15 protein-coding genes are annotated in these 16346 nt (G+C 63.1%); 5 read left to right on the plus strand and 10 right to left on the minus strand.

All coding sequences use genetic code 11. The features are described from left to right. Positions 1-4: 4 nt before the first annotated feature. The 4 genes from ACFELO_RS11145 to ACFELO_RS11160 all read right to left on the minus strand — a co-directional run bounded on the left by ACFELO_RS11145 (position 5) and on the right by ACFELO_RS11160 (position 3361). Positions 5-1597 carry a type II and III secretion system protein family protein gene (locus tag ACFELO_RS11145; protein ID WP_440957837.1) on the minus strand — a complete coding sequence of 531 codons (1593 nt, stop codon included), beginning with the start codon at positions 1595-1597 and terminating at the stop codon, positions 5-7. Beyond that, positions 1597-2400 carry a Flp pilus assembly protein CpaB gene (gene cpaB / locus ACFELO_RS11150; RefSeq protein WP_440957838.1) on the minus strand — a complete coding sequence of 268 codons (804 nt, stop codon included), beginning with the start codon at positions 2398-2400 and terminating at the stop codon, positions 1597-1599. Before cpaB ends, ACFELO_RS11145 begins: the two co-directional genes overlap by 1 nt. Positions 2401-2496: 96 nt before the next feature. After that, positions 2497-3000 carry an A24 family peptidase gene (locus ACFELO_RS11155; protein WP_440957839.1) on the minus strand — a complete coding sequence of 168 codons (504 nt, stop codon included), beginning with the start codon at positions 2998-3000 and terminating at the stop codon, positions 2497-2499. A gap of 148 nt (positions 3001-3148) precedes the next feature. After that, the gene (locus ACFELO_RS11160) at positions 3149-3361 is read right to left on the minus strand and encodes a Flp family type IVb pilin (protein ID WP_440957840.1); all 213 of its coding nucleotides are present in this window, start codon (positions 3359-3361) and stop codon (positions 3149-3151) included. A 341-nt stretch (positions 3362-3702) separates the two neighbouring features. Between ACFELO_RS11160 and ACFELO_RS11165 the strand changes: the two genes are divergently transcribed. The 3 genes from ACFELO_RS11165 to ACFELO_RS11175 all read left to right on the plus strand — a co-directional run bounded on the left by ACFELO_RS11165 (position 3703) and on the right by ACFELO_RS11175 (position 5304). Next, positions 3703-4161, plus strand: a complete 459-nt coding sequence (locus ACFELO_RS11165) for a pilus assembly protein N-terminal domain-containing protein (RefSeq protein WP_440957841.1) — start codon at positions 3703-3705, stop codon at positions 4159-4161. Between the two features lie 81 nt (positions 4162-4242). After that, on the plus strand, positions 4243-4764 hold the full coding sequence (locus ACFELO_RS11170; RefSeq protein WP_440957842.1) for a TadE/TadG family type IV pilus assembly protein: 522 nt from the start codon (positions 4243-4245) through the stop codon (positions 4762-4764). A gap of 3 nt (positions 4765-4767) precedes the next feature. Further along, positions 4768-5304: a TadE/TadG family type IV pilus assembly protein gene (locus tag ACFELO_RS11175; protein ID WP_440957843.1), complete on the plus strand. Its 537-nt coding sequence runs from the start codon at positions 4768-4770 to the stop codon at positions 5302-5304. On the opposite strand, the gene ACFELO_RS11180 is transcribed toward ACFELO_RS11175, so the two are convergent. The 3 genes from ACFELO_RS11180 to ACFELO_RS11190 are packed head-to-tail and all read right to left on the minus strand — an operon-like array spanning position 5301 to position 8225. Continuing rightward, positions 5301-6125 (minus strand): aminotransferase class IV, encoded by an 825-nt coding sequence (locus tag ACFELO_RS11180; protein WP_440957844.1) that lies wholly within the window; start codon positions 6123-6125, stop codon positions 5301-5303. The two genes, ACFELO_RS11175 and ACFELO_RS11180, sit on opposite strands and share 4 nt — an antisense overlap. Before the next feature lies 1 nt (position 6126). Next, on the minus strand, positions 6127-7455 hold the full coding sequence (pabB, locus tag ACFELO_RS11185; RefSeq protein WP_440957845.1) for an aminodeoxychorismate synthase component I: 1329 nt from the start codon (positions 7453-7455) through the stop codon (positions 6127-6129). Further along, complete coding sequence (locus ACFELO_RS11190; RefSeq protein ID WP_440957846.1) at positions 7452-8225, minus strand: tyrosine-protein phosphatase; 774 nt, start codon at positions 8223-8225, stop codon at positions 7452-7454. Before ACFELO_RS11190 ends, pabB begins: the two co-directional genes overlap by 4 nt. Positions 8226-8338: 113 nt before the next feature. Here ACFELO_RS11190 and ACFELO_RS11195 point away from each other — a divergent pair, with 113 nt between their 5' ends. Continuing rightward, on the plus strand, positions 8339-10399 hold the full coding sequence (locus ACFELO_RS11195) for a putative bifunctional diguanylate cyclase/phosphodiesterase (RefSeq protein WP_440957847.1): 2061 nt from the start codon (positions 8339-8341) through the stop codon (positions 10397-10399). Positions 10400-10401: 2 nt separating this feature from the next. Here ACFELO_RS11195 and ACFELO_RS11200 read toward each other — a convergent pair whose 3' ends face one another. From ACFELO_RS11200 to ACFELO_RS11210, 3 genes are all read right to left on the minus strand, one after another. Further along, positions 10402-11904 (minus strand): AMP nucleosidase, encoded by a 1503-nt coding sequence (locus ACFELO_RS11200; protein ID WP_440957848.1) that lies wholly within the window; start codon positions 11902-11904, stop codon positions 10402-10404. Between the two features lie 3 nt (positions 11905-11907). Further along, positions 11908-12123 carry an AMP nucleosidase gene (locus ACFELO_RS11205; protein ID WP_440957849.1) on the minus strand — a complete coding sequence of 72 codons (216 nt, stop codon included), beginning with the start codon at positions 12121-12123 and terminating at the stop codon, positions 11908-11910. A gap of 103 nt (positions 12124-12226) precedes the next feature. Further along, complete coding sequence (locus ACFELO_RS11210) at positions 12227-13528, minus strand: alkaline phosphatase family protein (RefSeq protein ID WP_440957850.1); 1302 nt, start codon at positions 13526-13528, stop codon at positions 12227-12229. 146 nt (positions 13529-13674) lie between these two features. Here ACFELO_RS11210 and ACFELO_RS11215 point away from each other — a divergent pair, with 146 nt between their 5' ends. Further along, a complete protein-coding gene (locus ACFELO_RS11215; RefSeq protein ID WP_440957851.1) occupies positions 13675-16269 on the plus strand; it encodes a bifunctional aspartate kinase/diaminopimelate decarboxylase in 2595 nt (864 codons plus the stop codon). Positions 16270-16346 lie beyond the last annotated feature (77 nt).

Consider the following 16346-nt stretch of genomic DNA (forward strand, 5'->3'; position numbering starts at 1 on the left):
TCAGCTACTCCAGCACAAAGCCGATGGGGCCTGACCAGCCGCGGTTTTCAACCTGCGCGCCCGGCGCCGCGTAAACCCGGTTCAGGCGGCCCAGAAAGGCGCCCGCAGCGACGGATGACACGGCGAAGCCTTCAGCCGGGCTTTCCACATCATTGGGGTTCAGCGGATCGACCAGATAAGGGGTGATCACGACCACAAGCTCGGTTTCATTGTTGGCGAAGTCACGCGAACGGAAGAGCGATCCCAGAACCGGCATGCGCTCGATGCCCGGCACGCTGTCCATGGCCTGACGCGTCTCCTCACGGATCAGGCCGGCGATGACCATGGAGCCGCCAGACGGCAACTCGACCGTGGTCTCGGCCCGGTTCACAGACAGGGCCGGAATGGTGATGCCCGGAACCGTGCCGGTGACATTGCCATCATCATCGGTCAGCACAGTCTGGCTGAGCGAGATCGCGCCCTCATTGGAAAGCTCGGACACTTCGGTCGAGACGCGCAGCGAGATCCGGCCTTCAGACATGACGACCGGGGTGAAGCCCAGCCCCACGCCGAAGGGTTTGAATTCAACCGAGACATTGCCGTCGCGGTCCCGCCCGACCGGAACAGGGAATTCCCCGCCCGCCAGGAATTGCGCCGGCTCGCCAGAGATCGCGGTGATGTTGGGTTCGGCCAGCGTGCGCACCAGCCCCACGCGCTCCAGCGCGTTCAGGGTCGCGGAAATCGAGCTTTGCAGCACGCCATCCACAAGGTTCTGGGTGCCGATGGTGCCGGCCAGTCCGCCCAGCGCCGCGCCCGCCACGCCAAAAGCGTTCGACGTGCCCCAGCTGCCGGTATTCTGGAACCGGCCCGAGCGATAGACTTCATAGATCGGCGCGCCATTCTGATCGAACAGCGGGTCGCCGCGATCATTGGTGGCGGCGGTGCGCACAGTCGGGGTGAACTCGCCAAAGGCTTGCTCGCCGCTCAGATTGACGCCCAGCTGACGCACCAGCGTGCGTTCCATCTCGACGATCCGGACTTGCAACGTGACCTGATCACGCCCTTCCACGGTCAGGAAGGAGACCACCTGCTCGGGATTGTCCACCCAGCGCCGCGCCACCTGAAGCGCCGTATCGGCAGCCGCCGCAGACGGCACCTGACCGGACAGCACGATATTGGCGTTCATGCTCTCGGCCTGCACGCGCCCCTCGGGCACGAAACGGTCCAGAGCGTCCTGCAGGGCGGCGATGTCGCGCTCGACGCGGACATTGAGGTCGAGGATCAGCCCGCCATCCGCATCAAAGAAGAAGATATTGGTGCGACCAACCGCCTGGCCCATCACAAAGGCGCGGCGCGTGGTGCGCACCACAGCGGTCGCCACCTCATCATTGGCGATGACCACATCCGCCGCGTCATCGGGCAGATGGATGACCGCAGCCTGCCCCAGCGGCAGCTGCAGGCTTTCAGACGCCGGACCGGCGCCAGGCTCTCGAATGTGGACCTGCAAGGTATTGTTGGCTTCGGTGCGCCCGCCCGAGAGCTGCGCCTGGGCCGGAGCAACGCACAACACCGCCATAAGGGCGGCGCTGCACAAAGCGATAGAAGAGCTGCGGACCATTATGGCGTCCCTCCCAGCGCGACGCGCTGCTCGGCGCCGTAGCGGATCATGCGCACTTCACGCCCCCGCCCGTCGCCTTCCTCATTCTCACCATTAGGGAGTCTCGGCCCGCCTTCGCGATCTGCAACAGAGCGCAGGGCCAGAACGATGTCGCCTTCCGCCACGCCCAGCGCCACGGTGCGCGTTTGCCCCGGCGTCAGTTCAAGTGTAGCGGTTGACCCCAGAACCACGCTTTCACCGTCATCCACATAAGTCTGGTCGATGGCGAGAACGCGGACATTTTCAACAAGCACTTCAGACAGATAACCCGCATCACGTGCTGAAGTGGTCACCAGCACATCCACACGATCATTGGGCAGGATGAAGCCGCCAGCGCCGGATTCAGCAGAGATCGGCACGGCGACCGCGCGCATGCCCGGATCTATCACGGCGGCCATGAACCCCGCCTCGCCCGGCTGCACCAGCTTGCCCGGCAGGATCGGCTCGCCTTCAACAAAGGCCGCGCGGGTTACAGCGCCGCCCATTTCATCCATGGCGTCCGGACGGGCTTCCCGCGTGACAAATGCCGGCATGACCGCTTCAACGGGCCAGTTCGTCCAGCGGAAATCAGCGCCGGAAACACGGGTAGACGGGCTGAGATCACGGGCTGCGACAAGGACCTGAACCACTTCGGGCTCGGCGGCCTGTTCGACCACGACAGGGGCCGGAGCTTGCGCAGGCTGCATGGCGCCGCGAACGAAGACAGCGGCGAATACCGCCGCCAGCGCAGCGACAGCAAGCACGATCAGGCGGACAGCATTCATCTCGGACCCCAAAACCCTTTTGCGCACAAGGCGTCAGCAGGCATCAGAGCCGATAATTCTCAAGGCCGCGTTAATGCACGGTGATTACCCGGTTAACTAACCTGTATAGACCGCGAACATCTGCGCCTGCGGCAACACAAGTAATGCCCCAGCCGCAATGGCGATGGCGTAGGGCACAGGCGCGCCCTGGGCGAGCGCGGTTGCGCCCAGCCGGTCAGAGGAAATCGGCAAGAGGTGCGCCACATGGCGCAGGATCAGCAGGATCACCGCCAGCACGCCGCCCGCTGCGACCGCGATCAGTACGAAAGACAGCGCATCCGGCCATCCAAACCACAGCGCGCCCGCCGCCAGCAGCTTGACGTCACCGCCCCCGACCCAGCCCGGCGCCCACAACGCCATGCCCAGCCCCAGGACGATCACGCCCGCCAGCAGCGACATCCCCGCGCCTGCCCAGCCCAACCCCAGAAACGGAGCCGCCAGCACCCAGCCCGCGATCAGCACACCGGGCACCCAGTTGGGAATGGTGAAGCTGCGCACATCGTACCAGACGGCGCACAACATCAGGAAAGCAAAGCCCAACAAGGCGATATTGGAGATCATGGCCAGCGCCCGCAGCAGTCAGAAAGAGCCTTGAAGCTAGCCTTGTATGCTTAAGGCTTTTCAAACAACGCTCGGGACCGCTGAATCAGAAAAGCCGCCCCGGACGGGACGGCTTTCCTTTACGTGACGTATCGTCAGCGCGTATGGCTTAGAGGCTGCCGCCACCGCCACCACCGCCGCCGCCACCGCCGTTTGCGGTCGCCAGCTGGTTGCCGACATTGGTGAACGTCGTGCTGAGGTTGGTGCCAAGCGTGGTCACAGCCGTGATGATCACGACGGCGATCAGTGCAGCGATCAGACCATATTCGATCGCGGTGGCGCCAGACTCGTCCTTGAGAAAGCGCGAAACCAGGTTCTTCATCCCATCCACTCCTTAGTTTATCTCTGGCTCCAGGATCGCAGCCTTTGTTCCCGCCCCGTCCTGAATGCACGGTGAGTTAAACCCGAAGACGATTTAAGTCGGGTAAAAATCCATGATTTATTTTTGGTAAATATTAGCAATCTACGCCATGGTGAATAAAGCGTAAACTCGAGCCTGTTCGGATCCGAGTTTGAAAACCCGAATAAAGATCCGATTAACAGGCGCGCTCTCCTACGCGCATGCTTCCCTATAGGCAACCCCCTCGCTGCCCTTCGGGATGTTTAGGTTTCCTTCACGGCCAACACCCATACTCCCCGCAGCTATATAGAAAGAGGCCTGTCATGGGTTTTCGCGCACTCGCACTCGCTTTTGTGATGACCTTGGGTCTGGGCTCCGCTCAGGCGCGAGAGTTTGTCGTGACCGCTGACCAGGCCGGACTGATCCGCCTGCCCGGTGACGCCGCCGGTGTGATTGTGGGCAATCCGGGCATTGCTGACGCCACTCTTTATGACTCCCGCACCCTGTTCGTGACGGGCAAGGTCTTCGGCCGCACCAATCTGATCGTCCTGGATGACGCCGGTCGCGTGCTCTACACGTCTGATCTGGTCGTAGCCCAGCCTGACACCAACATGGTGCAGGTTTTCAGCAATACCGACCGGCCCCAGAGCTATGTCTGTGCGCCGACCTGTCAGGCGATCCCGCAAATCGGCGATGATATGAGCTGGTATGATCAGGTTGACCAGCAGCGCATCTCCACCCGCGCAGGCGCCGGCGCTCCGGTGACGACGCGGCCGGATTAACCGTACGGTTTCATCACGCATTAAGCGCTTTCTGTCAGTATGCGCCTTCATAACGAGGGCGACTTCATGCCGATCAGGGCCATGATCCGAAAACTTTCAGGACGCTTCATCCGCGCGCGCGAGGGCGCTGCGGCGGTGGAGTTCGCCCTGATTGCAGCCCCCTTCTTCCTGCTGATCTTCGCAACGCTGGAAGTCGCCCTGTTCTTTCTGGGCTCCACGATCATCGAGAACGGCGTCAATGAAGCCGCTCGCGCCATCCGGACCGGCCAGCTTCAACAGTCCAATCAGACCATTGAGGATTTTCGCGGCTCGATCTGCGAGCGCATCAGCGCGGTCGCGGACTGCAGCCGCATCCAGCTGGATGTGCGCACCTTTGACTCCTTTGCCCAGAGCTCGATGACCAATCCGCTGAATGAGGATGGCGAGATCGACAATACCGACTTCACCTTCGATCCGGGCGGCGGCGGAGATGTTGTGGTGGTGCGCGTGTTCTATGACTGGCAACTGATGGCGCCGGGCGTGGTCTCGGGCATGACCAATATGAGCGGCAACAAACGCCTGATCACCGCCACCGCCGTGTTCCGGAACGAGCCGTTCGAGTAAGCCATGCGCGCGTTGATCCATTCCTTTCTGGCCTTCAAGCGCGACCAGCGCGGCGTATCCGCCGTGGAATTCGCCTTGCTCGCGCCGTTTATGATTGCGCTCTATCTGGGCTCGGTACAGTTGACGCTCGGCCTCACGGCGGACCGCAAGGTCTCCCAGGTCGCAAACTCGGTGGCCGACCTTGTCACCCAGGACGATTTCGTCACCGATGATGATCTGGTGGACATTTACGCAGCCGCCGACGCCATCCTCAATCCGTTCGACACCGCGCCGCTGAGCCTTCGCATCACCTCGGTCCGCATGGATGCGGATGGCGAGATATTCGTGGACTGGAGCGAAGGCGACGGCATGACGCCGCTGGACACCGACAGCCTTCCCGAGCTGCCGGACGGTCTTATGGCGCCAATGAACTCGATCATCATGGTGGAAGCGAACTACACCTTCGCCACCAATCTGGGTGAGCTGACCAAGACCCCGATCACCTTGTCGGACACGGCCTATCTGCGCCCCCGACGCGGCCCCTGGGTGCGACGCGGCTAGTCCGCCTGCTCGCAAATCGCCTTCAACAGCGCCAGGTCCGCCGCAGGGGCGGTCACATACTGTCCGTCCAGCGAAGACAGCGGAACCAGCCCCATCACGGCGTTGGTGAGAAAGAGCCAGTCCGCTCCATTGAGCTCAGACGGTTCAAACGCCCCTTCCACCACCTCAACTTCGCGCGCCCGCAAGGCGTCGATCAGCGCGGCGCGCGTCGTTCCGGGAAGGCATCCGCAAGACAAGGCCGGCGTGAAGACGACGCCATCGCGAACCCAGAAGAGGTTGGCGCTGTCCGCGCTCGACACATGCCCGTCACTCGTCAGGACGAGCGCCACATCCGCGCCCGCCCGCTGCGCCGCTCGTCGCGCGCCCAGCATATCGGCATATCCGGTCAGCTTGTGGCGACTGGACAGATTGCGCGCGTCCCGCCGCGCCTCGGTGACCAGGCGCGCTGTCAACGCCGCCGGGCGTTCCGGCAGGGCGCGTGCGGTGACCAGCACTGTTGGCGAGGCAGAGTCCCGCGTCGCCATACCGCCGCCCTGCGCGCCGCGAGAGAGTGTCAGACGCACCACAGCGGTCTCCAGCCCCTGAGCGCGACATACAGCGAGCGCAGCCTCCTTCACGTCATCCCAATCGGGCGGCGCGATTTCGAGCGCCTGCAACGCCGCCTCCAGCCGGGCTTTGTGCCGCGACCATCGCCGGACGTCGCCGGACGCAACACGCAGGGTCTCGAACGCACCGTCGCCCAGCAGGAACCCGCGATCCTCCGGATCAATTCGCGCCTGGTCCGCGGCAAGGAGCGCTCCGTTCAGCCAAACCTGCGCCATCTCAACCCTCCAGCGCCGCTCTCAAGGCCGCCGCCTTGTGCCGGGTTTCATCAAGCTCGGCATGAGGATCTGAATCGATCGTGATCGCGCCTCCCGAGCGCACTTCCACATCCCAGCCCTCGCCAGACCTGAACAGGCTCGCGGTCCGGATCATCACGTTGAGATCACAGGCCCCGTCCGCCCCCAGCCAGCCCAGCGCGCCGCAATAGGCGCCGCGGCTCTGCTGTTCCAGCTCGGCGATGATCTCCATGGCCCTCACCTTGGGCGCGCCGGTGATCGAACCGGGCGGGAAAGTCGCGCTTATGAGGTCAAACACATCTCGCCCTGCGTCCAGCCGCCCTGTAACCGTCGAGACCAGATGATGGACATTGGCGTAGCTCTCGACGCTGAACAGCTCTGGCGTTTTCACGCTTCCGGGCTGACAGACACGCGCCAGATCATTGCGCATCAGATCCACGATCATCAGGTTTTCAGCCCGGTCTTTCAGTGACGCGGCCAGCGCCTGCACTTCCGCCCGGTCCTGATCGGCATCGGCGCGGCGCGGTCGCGTACCCTTGATGGGGCGCGTCTCCACCTCGCCCTCCGACGACAGATGCAGGAACCGCTCAGGTGAATTGGTCAGGATCACCTGGTCAGCCTTCGTTCTGAAATACGCGGAAAAAGCGGACGGACTGTTTTGCACCAGCCGCTCAAAAAGGCTCAGAGGCGCGTCATCGCCCTCGATGCGTCCGGTGAAGGCATGAGACAGGTTGACCTGGAAGATGTCGCCCGCCGCGATGTAGTCGCGCGCCTGACGCACCGCATCCAGATAGCGCTCATCAGGCCAGTCCTGCGACAATCGCCCTGAAACAGCCTTGCCAGTCCCGTTTCGAGACGTCCCGGCCCGAGCCAGATGATCCACCAGTCTTTGAGCCGCCGCACGATTGCCCAGCGCCCGGACGGTCCGGGCGTGGTGGTCAAATTCCAGAACCGCGTCATACCATCCCATGGCGATTGCGGGACAAGCGCCCAGCCCGGGATTACATGCGGGCGTTCGCTCGAATGCGCGGCCCAGATCATAGCCCATCAGCCCAGCATAGCCGCCAGAGAACCCGGCTTCAGGGTTTTGGCCCGCCGGACGAAAGCCGGCCCTGAGTCGCTCGAACCCCGTCGCCGGATCTTCATCCTCAACAGTGAACGCCGGAAAGGCGCACAGATAGCTCCTGCGCCCCCAGGACTGTGCGCCTCCGCCTTGCAGCAGCAAGGTATAGGGTTCCGGGTCAAAGGCGCGAAGCGCCCGGACCGGCTCTATCCAGTCCAGCGTCATCGCCCGCTCAGGGGCAGGACTCACGAGGTTTTCAGCCGCTCGTGCAATTGCGCGATCACGGCCTCGCTCAAACCCAGCTCATTGCGCAAATAGCCCTGCACATCGCCCATCGCTTCAAGCGCGGTGGTCAGATAGGCGTCCTCGACCCCCAGAAAGGCGCGGATTTCGCGATCCCCCACATCCCGGCCCATCGTATCCCGGATGCGTTTGGCGAAGCGGGGCGCCAGGTCGTCATAATCAACTGCGGTGTTGGTCATGAGATAGTCTTCACGCACCACTTCAGGATCCACACCCAGCTCTGTCAGGAGCAGCGCGCAGAATATCCCGGTCCGGTCCTTGCCCGCCGCGCAATGGACGACAAAGCCCTCATCCGCTTGGGACTGCGCAAGCGCCTCGAACCCCGCCTTGAAGACCGCCTTGTTGCCTGCATCAAACGGCAGGCGGCGATAGGTCTCGATCATGAAGCCACGAATATTGTCGAGCGTCAGGTCGCTTTCGCGCAGGAACGCCAGATGCGGCGGCTCGGCGTGGCCGGCATGGTCCGAGCTTAAAAGGGTGATCCCATCATCCTCACCCCAATGAGAGGGTTCGGCCTCGCGCTCGCGCGGACGTCGCAAGTCAGCGACATAGCGAATGTTCAAGCTTTCAATAGCTTGAACATCATCCGCCGTGGCGCGGGAGAACTGTCCCGAGCGGTAAAGACAATCCCGCACCTTGCCGCCCGTTTGAAGCGGATAGGCGCCGAAATGGCGAAAATTGTAAACGCCCGAGAGCGGCAGAACACGATCAGTCATGGCGGTGAGGTAAATCCGAATAGCTTTATTCACAAGTGGCGGCGGATCGTCCCTGAGGATAAGCGCCAGTTAACAGTGTAGCGCTATATGTTTCACACCTTAAGGAGAAGTCTTTGCGCGTACTGTCCTGCCTCGCCTTCGAGCATCATTTTCCAAGTGTGCTACTGGCCGCTGTGGTTTGTATCGTCAGCTGCCTGCTCAGCATGCGCCTTCAAAGGCGCAGCGAGGAAAGCGATTCCGTGGTTCAGGTGGCCTGGCTGGTGGTCACCGCCACCTGTCTGAGCGCAGGCATCTGGTCGACGCACTTCATCGCCATGCTGGGTTACCGCCCGGGCGCGACTGTGCACCTGCATTTTGACGAAACCGCGTTCTCCGCCCTGATCATCATGTGTGGCGCTCTGATCGGCTGTTATATCGCCACGCTGAAATTCACCTACGCCAAGGCGCTGGCCGGAGCCGTGATCGGCCTGTCCGTCACAGGCATGCATTACGCCGGCATGACGGCCTACCACATGGATGCGATCGTCCAGTGGGACGCACGCTACATTCTGGCCTCCGTCGTGCTTGCCGTCTTTTTCGCCGTCTTCGCCTTCGAAGCCTCCGACACTTACACCAAGGGCCTGAAGCGGCTCATCCCGGGCGCCCTGCTCGCCCTCGGCGTCGTCTCCCTGCACTTTACCGGCATGGGGGCAATGAGCGTTGTCTCGATCGGCGCTGCTGAAGGCATGGATGCGATCACCTTCCAGATCCTGGCTCTGACCACGGCGGTGACGACCCTGGTCGTCGTCGGCGCCGGCGGCGCCGGCTATGCCGTCGAAGCCAGCCTGCGTGAACGCACGGACCGTCGCCTGCGGCACCTGGCGCTGCACGACATCGTCACGGACCTGCCCAACCGGGCCTGTTTCACGGCCCTGGTCGAACAAGCCATAGAGGGGCCGGGCAGAAAGACGATTGCTGTTCTGATGATCGACCTCAACCGGTTCAAGGAAATCAATGACGTCTGGGGGCACCAGGCCGGTGACGCCGTGCTGTGCGATATTGCGGACCGCCTGCGCAGCCATGAACGTCCCGGTTGCCATGCGGCGCGGCTTGGCGGGGATGAGTTCGGCATCGTCTTCCCCGTGGACGGTGAGGACGATCTGGCGGATGAGCTGAAGAAGATCGAATCGCTGTTCATGACTCCAGTCCGTCATGCCGATTTCGAGATTGTCACCAGCGCCAGCCTGGGTGTTGCGGTCTATCCCGATGATGGACGCGATTGCGAAACCCTGATGCGGAATGCGGACCTTGCCATGTATAAGGCCAAGACCGACCCGCTCAAACGCATCCAGCACTATGAGCAAGCCCTGGGCGAAGCGGTGCGCATGCGTCGTGAACTGGCCCAGGATCTTCGCGTCGCGCTCGATAAGAACGAGCTGCGCATGTTCTATCAGCCCCAGATCGACCTGAAGTCGGGTGAAGTCTGCGGCTATGAAGCCCTCGTCCGCTGGCCGCATCCGGTGCGCGGCATGATCTCTCCGGCCGAATTCGTGCCGCTGGCCGAAGCGAACGGCCTGATCGGACGACTGGGCGACTGGGTGCTTGAAACCACCTGCGAGGAAGTCTCCCGCTGGCCGGGCTCACCCAAGGTGGCGATCAACCTGTCCGCCATCCAGCTCAATGACCCGCATCTGGTCAGCAAGGTCCTGCAAGCCATGGTCGCGACGGGTCTGAGCCCCAGCCAGCTCGAGATCGAACTGACCGAAACCGCGCTAATCCACGATCTGGGGCAGTCGCTGAACGTGCTGCGCCGGATCAAGGCTCTGGGCGTGTCGATGGCGCTGGATGATTTCGGAACGGGCTATTCCGCGCTGGAGACGCTGCGCCGCTTCCCGTTTGACAAGATCAAGCTCGACAAGGGCTTCACCGATGGCCTGTCTGATGGCGGACGCTCACGCGCAGTGATCAGCGCTGTGGTGACGCTGGCGCACAATCTCGAGATTCCCGTCCTGGCCGAAGGCGTTGAGACAACCGACCAGCTGGACATTCTGAACATGATGGGGTGCGAGCAGGCGCAAGGCTATCTGATCGGGCGCCCGGGCCCCAGCGAGAACGGCCAACCGCCCGCAGCGCTGGACGTCATGTGGCGACCGGGAGACCCGGCCGCCACGCAACATTCCGGCACGACAGGTTAAACCTAGCGGAACGGCGGCTCGTCAAAACTGCGAAGCTTGCGAGAGTGCAGGGCATCCGCGCCCTGCCGCTTGAGGATTTCCACCGCTTCAATGCCGGCCGCCAGGTGCTCAGACACAGATTTCGCGTAAAAGCGATTGGCGGCGCCCGGCAGTTTCAGCTCGCCATGCAGCGGCTTGTCCGACACGCACAGTAGCGTCCCATAAGGCACCCGCAGGCGGAAGCCGTTCGCCGCGATCGTGGCGCTTTCCATGTCCACAGCGATAGAGCGGGACTGGTTGATGCGCCGGGCTTCCTGAGTATAGCGCAGCTCCCAGTTCCGGTCGGCATAGGTCACGACCGTGCCGGTCCGCAAACGCCTTTTGAGCTCATCGGCATCATCACCGCTGACGCTTTCCACCGCTTCCTGCAGGGCGACCTGGATCTCCGCGATCGGCGGGATGGGAATCTCCACCGGCAGTTCACGGTCCAGAACGCTGTCATAACGCAGATAGGCGTGCGCCAGAACGTAATCGCCCAGACGCTGGGAGTGACGCAGACCGCCGCAATGGCCGATCATCATCCAGCATTCGGGCCGCAGCACGGCCAGATGGTCAGTGATGTTCTTGGCATTGGACGGCCCCACCCCGATATTCACCAGAGTGATGCCCCGCCCGTCTTTGGCTTTGAGGTGATAGGCCGGCATCTGGAACCGACGCCAGGGGGCGGCATTGATCTCGCCCACTGGGTCGGCCGTGCTGGCGTCCACATCCACAAAGCCCGCAGCCGACAGCGCCACGTAATCGGTGCTGTCATCCTTCACCTGCTCCACCGCCCAGTCCACGAACGCATCCACATAGCGGTGGTAGTTGGTGAACAGGATGAAAGGCTGCACGTCCTCATAGGGCGTGCCGGTATAGTGACGGATGCGCTGAAGCGAATAGTCGGTGCGGACCGCATCAAACAGGCTCAGCGGACGCGGGCGTCCCGGCATGGACGGGCGTTCGCCGTTGGGAAGCGCGTCATCAATTCCGGCGAGATCCGCATACGGGAAGTGACGCACCAGCTCGGCCGGCGACGCCGCGTCCATATCAAGATCGTCCGCCCCGTCGAGCACATAGGAGAACGGGATCTCCTGCACCGACAGGCCGGTCTCGATCTTCACCGGATAGGTGTTCGACAACAGCTCGATCTGTTCCACCAGATAGCGGCGGAACTGTTCGGGATGGGTGATCGTCTGCTCGTAGACGCCCGCCTCGGAAAACTTGCCGAAAGCCCGGCTGATCGGCGGCACGGCGCCGTCGGGCTGGTAGATGATGCGAAGCGACGGATAGGCGAAGCTGCCGGCGAAGCGATCCGCCTCGGAGGGCGGCGGACCGCCGTCGAGATAGATCTTCAGCTCGTCGCGCAGCGCCTTGACCGATGCTTCGTACAGCACGCACAACCGATCCACCGCCTCGGAGGCGGTGCTGGCGCGCTTGAACGTCTTCTCGACCGCCTCGTGGGACACGATGTCGGTATCGCCCAAGGCCTAGTCCTCGCGCTTGACGAAGGTCACGGTGAACAGCGGTTCGCCGTCAAACACCGGGTCGGTCTTGCCTTCTTCATCAATCATCTGGAAGGCGGTCGGCTCGATGCGGCCTTCCATGCGATAGCCGCGTTCGGCCATGCGGCCGCGATGAAATTCAAGCGCCGCCGCCGAAAACGTCTTGGCCAGGAAGGTGATGCGATGCGGTTCGTCTGCCATGGCGGCCTCCTATGAAACTCTTATGCGCGCGGAGCGCGGTTCTTAAGTCGTACCGCTATCTCCGCGCGCTTCCAAGCCGGGATGACCGTCTGAAGCGAGGCTTTTACTGCGCCGGGCAGCGCCCCGCCGTCACACGCGCCACCTCTTCGGGGTCGCCATTGGTTTCGGCAGGCTCAAGACCCAGGGCGCAGGCGATCATCAGATAGACGTTCACATTCTCGAACGGGGCGACCATACCCACACCGTCAAAGCGCGGACCGGCGGCCACAAAGGTCGAGCCCATCACCGGGTCATGATTGTCATAGCCGTGATTGCCCGGAATGATCCGGCGCGGCGATTGCTCAAGGCTCGGCGCCACAAGGCTCCAGCCCGCCTCGGCGACTACAAACAGGTCCGGGCCGCGGGTCGGGTGATCCAGATGGTAATAGTCCGGCATCTCATGGGCCTTGTAGGCGACCACATGTTCATTGCCTGAGGCGTTGATGGCCTCATAGGCCTCGTCGATGGCGGCCTCGTCGCCGTCTTCGGAGAAGATGAAGACGAACGGTTGCGCGCCTGCGCCCCAGCGCCCTTCCATGTGCGGAGAGTAGACGCGGTCAAAATCGACCCATTCATCAATGGCGACGATGCGCTCGTCTGACAGCTGAGCCATGCCATGGTCTGACACGATGATGATGTCGGTGGTGTCCAGAAGGCCGCGCGCCCGAAGCCCCTCGACCAGCTGGCCCACATAGCCGTCCACTTCGGCGACCGCTTCAGCCACAGCGTCATTCACCGGACCATTGCGGTGCGCGACACTGTCCACGCGATCAAAATAGACCGCCGACAGGCGCGGCATGTCTTCGGACGGACGGTCGAACCAGGCCAGAACCTCGTCCACGCGCTCCTGATAGGGTTTGTCGTGCTGATAGGGCGTCCAGGTGGTCGGGCGCACGCCGTCATGCTCGATCTCCGAGCCCAGCCAGAACATGATCGCGCTTTCAACGCCTTGCTTTTCAGCCGTGATCCAGATCGGTTCGCCCTGCCACCAGAACGGGTCCTGCGCCGACATCGGATTGACGAAACCGGTGCGCGCTTCACGGTCGTAGGGCGCATTGTCGGTCATGCCGTGGCTTTCGGGATAGAGCCCGGTGGCGATGGAATAGAAGTTCACGAAAGTCTTGGACGGCATGACCGGGATCATGCGTTCGGCGCGGGCGCCGCGCTCGGCCAGCGCCTCGATGTTCGGCGCATCATAAAGATCAAGGAAGTCGGCGCGGAAGCCGTCGAGCCCGATCATCAGCACGCGCTCGGGCTGCTCGCTCGCGGCCACTTCTGGTGCGGATGTGTTCTCAGAGACGCTGGCGCAGCTCGCCAGAGCCAGCGCACTGCACGTAGCAATAGTATAGACAAAAGACCGAAGCATGACGCATCCCCATGCGATGACTGGAAATTTCACGCCCGCCCTACCCCATGCTTGGAGCGGGGTAAAGTGAACACCGCGAATGAAAACTTTCGCACTGCAACATGGCGCGGTAAGGGATCGGCCTTCTTTCAATTCTGGACGATCCGATGACTGATCAAACACCGCTCGCCAACCGTGTCTGGACTGTTTTGAAATTCGGCGGCACCTCTGTGGCCAAGCCGGAAAACTGGGCTGTAATCGCAAAGCTTGCGAAGGCCCGGCTCAAACAGGACAAACCGGGCGGCAAGGTGCTGATCGTGCATTCGGCCCTGTCCGGCGTCTCCAATCGTCTAGAAGCCCTGCCCGATCAGGCGCTCGAAGGCGATGTCAGCTCCGAGATCGCCGCCATCAAGGCGGTCCATCTTGATTTCGCCGAAGCGGCCGCGCTTGACGGTTCCACCCTGCTCGCCAGCCAGTTCGAGACGCTCGACCGTCTCGCCGCCGGCATTGCGCTGGTGCGTGAAGCCAGCCCGCGTGTGCGCGCTGAATTGCTGGCGCTGGGCGAACAGATGGCGAGCGTTCTGGGCATGGAGCGCCTGCGCCAGGAAGGGCTGACGCCGGTGTTTCTGGATGCGCGTGATGCGCTTCAGGCCGCCTCCAATACCGAGGATGCGGGCGGCTATCTGTCCAATGCGGTGATCGAGGGCGCCGACGCCAGCCTTCAGATGCGCCTGAAAGACGCCGACCTCGTCCTCACCCAGGGCTTCATCGCCCGCAATGATCGCGGCGAGACTGTGCTGCTGGGCCGGGGCGGGTCGGATACCTCCGCCGCCTATTTCGCCAACAAGCTCGATGCCGCCAAGCTGGAAATCTGGACCGATGTGCCGGGCCTGTTCAGCGCTGATCCGCGGCTGACCGAAGGCGCACGCCTGTTGCAGGCGCTGTCCTATGACGAGGCGCAGGAAATCGCGACCATGGGCGGCAAGGTGCTGCATCCGCGCTGCATCGGCCCGGCCCGGCGCGCCGATGTGCCGGTGGAAGTGCGCTCCACCCTGCGCCCCGAACTCGCAGGCACGCTCATCACCGCCAAACCCGGCGATGACGCGCCGCGGCTGAAAGCCGTGTCGGTCAAATCGGGCGTGCGCATCGTCGCCATGGAAGGCGCGGGCATGTGGCGTCAGGCAGGCTTCCTCGCCGATGTCTTCGCCTGCTTCAAGGAGTGCGGCGTGTCGGTGGATCTGGTCTCCACCTCCGAAACCAACGTCACCGTCAGTCTGGATCCCGATCCCAGCCTTGATCAGGCGCGCCTCGACACGCTTCGGGCGCGACTTGAGCGCTTCTGCCGGGTGAAGATCCTTGAGGATGGAGCGGCGGTGTCGCTGGTGGGGTATGGCGTGCGCCGCATCCTGCACAAGCTGGCTCCGGCGCTGGAAATGTTCCAGGACAAGCCGATCCGGCTGGTCAGCCAGGCCGCCAATGATCTCAACTTCACCGTGGTGGTGGACGCCAGCGAAGGCCGCGCCCTGGCCGCGCGTCTTCATGAAGAGCTGATCGCCCCCGCCCCGTCCGGTCCCGTCTTCGGGCCGAGCTGGGCGGAGCTGAACGAGACCGCGTCCAGCAAGCCGCAACGCCCCGATCCGTGGTGGGTGACCAAGCGCGAGCAACTCATCGAGATCGCGCCGCAAACCGGCGGGCGCTATGTCTATGACCTCGAGACCATCAAGGCGCGCGCCAGCGCGGTGGCGAACATCAAGAGCGTCAATCGCGCCTTCTACGCCATGAAAGCCAACCCGCACCCCGACGTTCTGAAAACGATCTTCGCGGCGGGGCTGGGCTTTGAGTGCGTGTCGCCGGGCGAGCTGATGCGCCTGAAGGACACTTTCCCCGGCCTTGATCCCAAGAAAGTCCTCTTCACCCCCAATTTCGCAGCTCGCCATGAATACGCCGCCGCGATCGAGCTGGGGACCAATCTCACCATTGACGGCCTGCACCCGCTGACCGAATGGCCCGAATTGTTCAAGGGCGTCGAGGTGATCCTGCGCATCAACCCGGATCGTCCGCGCGGCCACCACCAGCATGTGCAGACCGCTGGCCCCAAGGCCAAGTTTGGCATTCCGCTCGATCAGCTCGACGCCGCGCGCGACGCCGCCACGAAAGCTGGGGCAAAAGTCATCGGCCTTCACGCCCATGCCGGTTCCGGCGTAATCGAGGCGGGCCATTGGCGCGAGATCGGGGCGATCCTCGCCCGCGCCGCCGAGGGCTTTTCCGATATCCGCATCCTTAATGTAGGCGGCGGCCTGGGCGTGCCCGAAAGCGCCGAAGCGCCCGCGCTGGATCTCGGTCTGGTGGACGCGGAACTCGCCAAGCTCAAACAGGCCCTGCCCGATTACGAGATCTGGATGGAGCCGGGCCGGTATCCGGTGGCCGAATCCGGCGTGCTCCTCTCAGCGGTCACCCAGATCAAGCACGCCTTCGGCACGCGCTTTATCGGGCTTGGGACCGGCATGAACTCGCTGATCCGCCCCGCGCTCTACGGCGCCCGCCATGAGATCGTGAACCTCACCCGCTATGACGAACAGGGCACGGGCCTGGCGTCCATCGTCGGCCCGATCTGCGAAAGCGCCGATCTTCTGGGCGCGGACCGCCTGATGCCGGAGACGACCGAAGGCGATGTCATCGCCATCGCCGAAGCCGGCGCCTATGGCGCGGTCATGTCCAGCCGCTACAATCTGCGCGAACCGGCGGATGAAGTGGTGATTTAGGGGGCTATTCACAGCAATTGAAACCCCGGCCAAGCGCAGCGCAGAGCCGGGGCCCCCATCAGGGTTAGGCGCTTGGA

It is taken from the genome of Oceanicaulis sp. LC35 (assembly GCF_052055585.1).
GTDB lineage: Bacteria > Pseudomonadota > Alphaproteobacteria > Caulobacterales > Maricaulaceae > Oceanicaulis.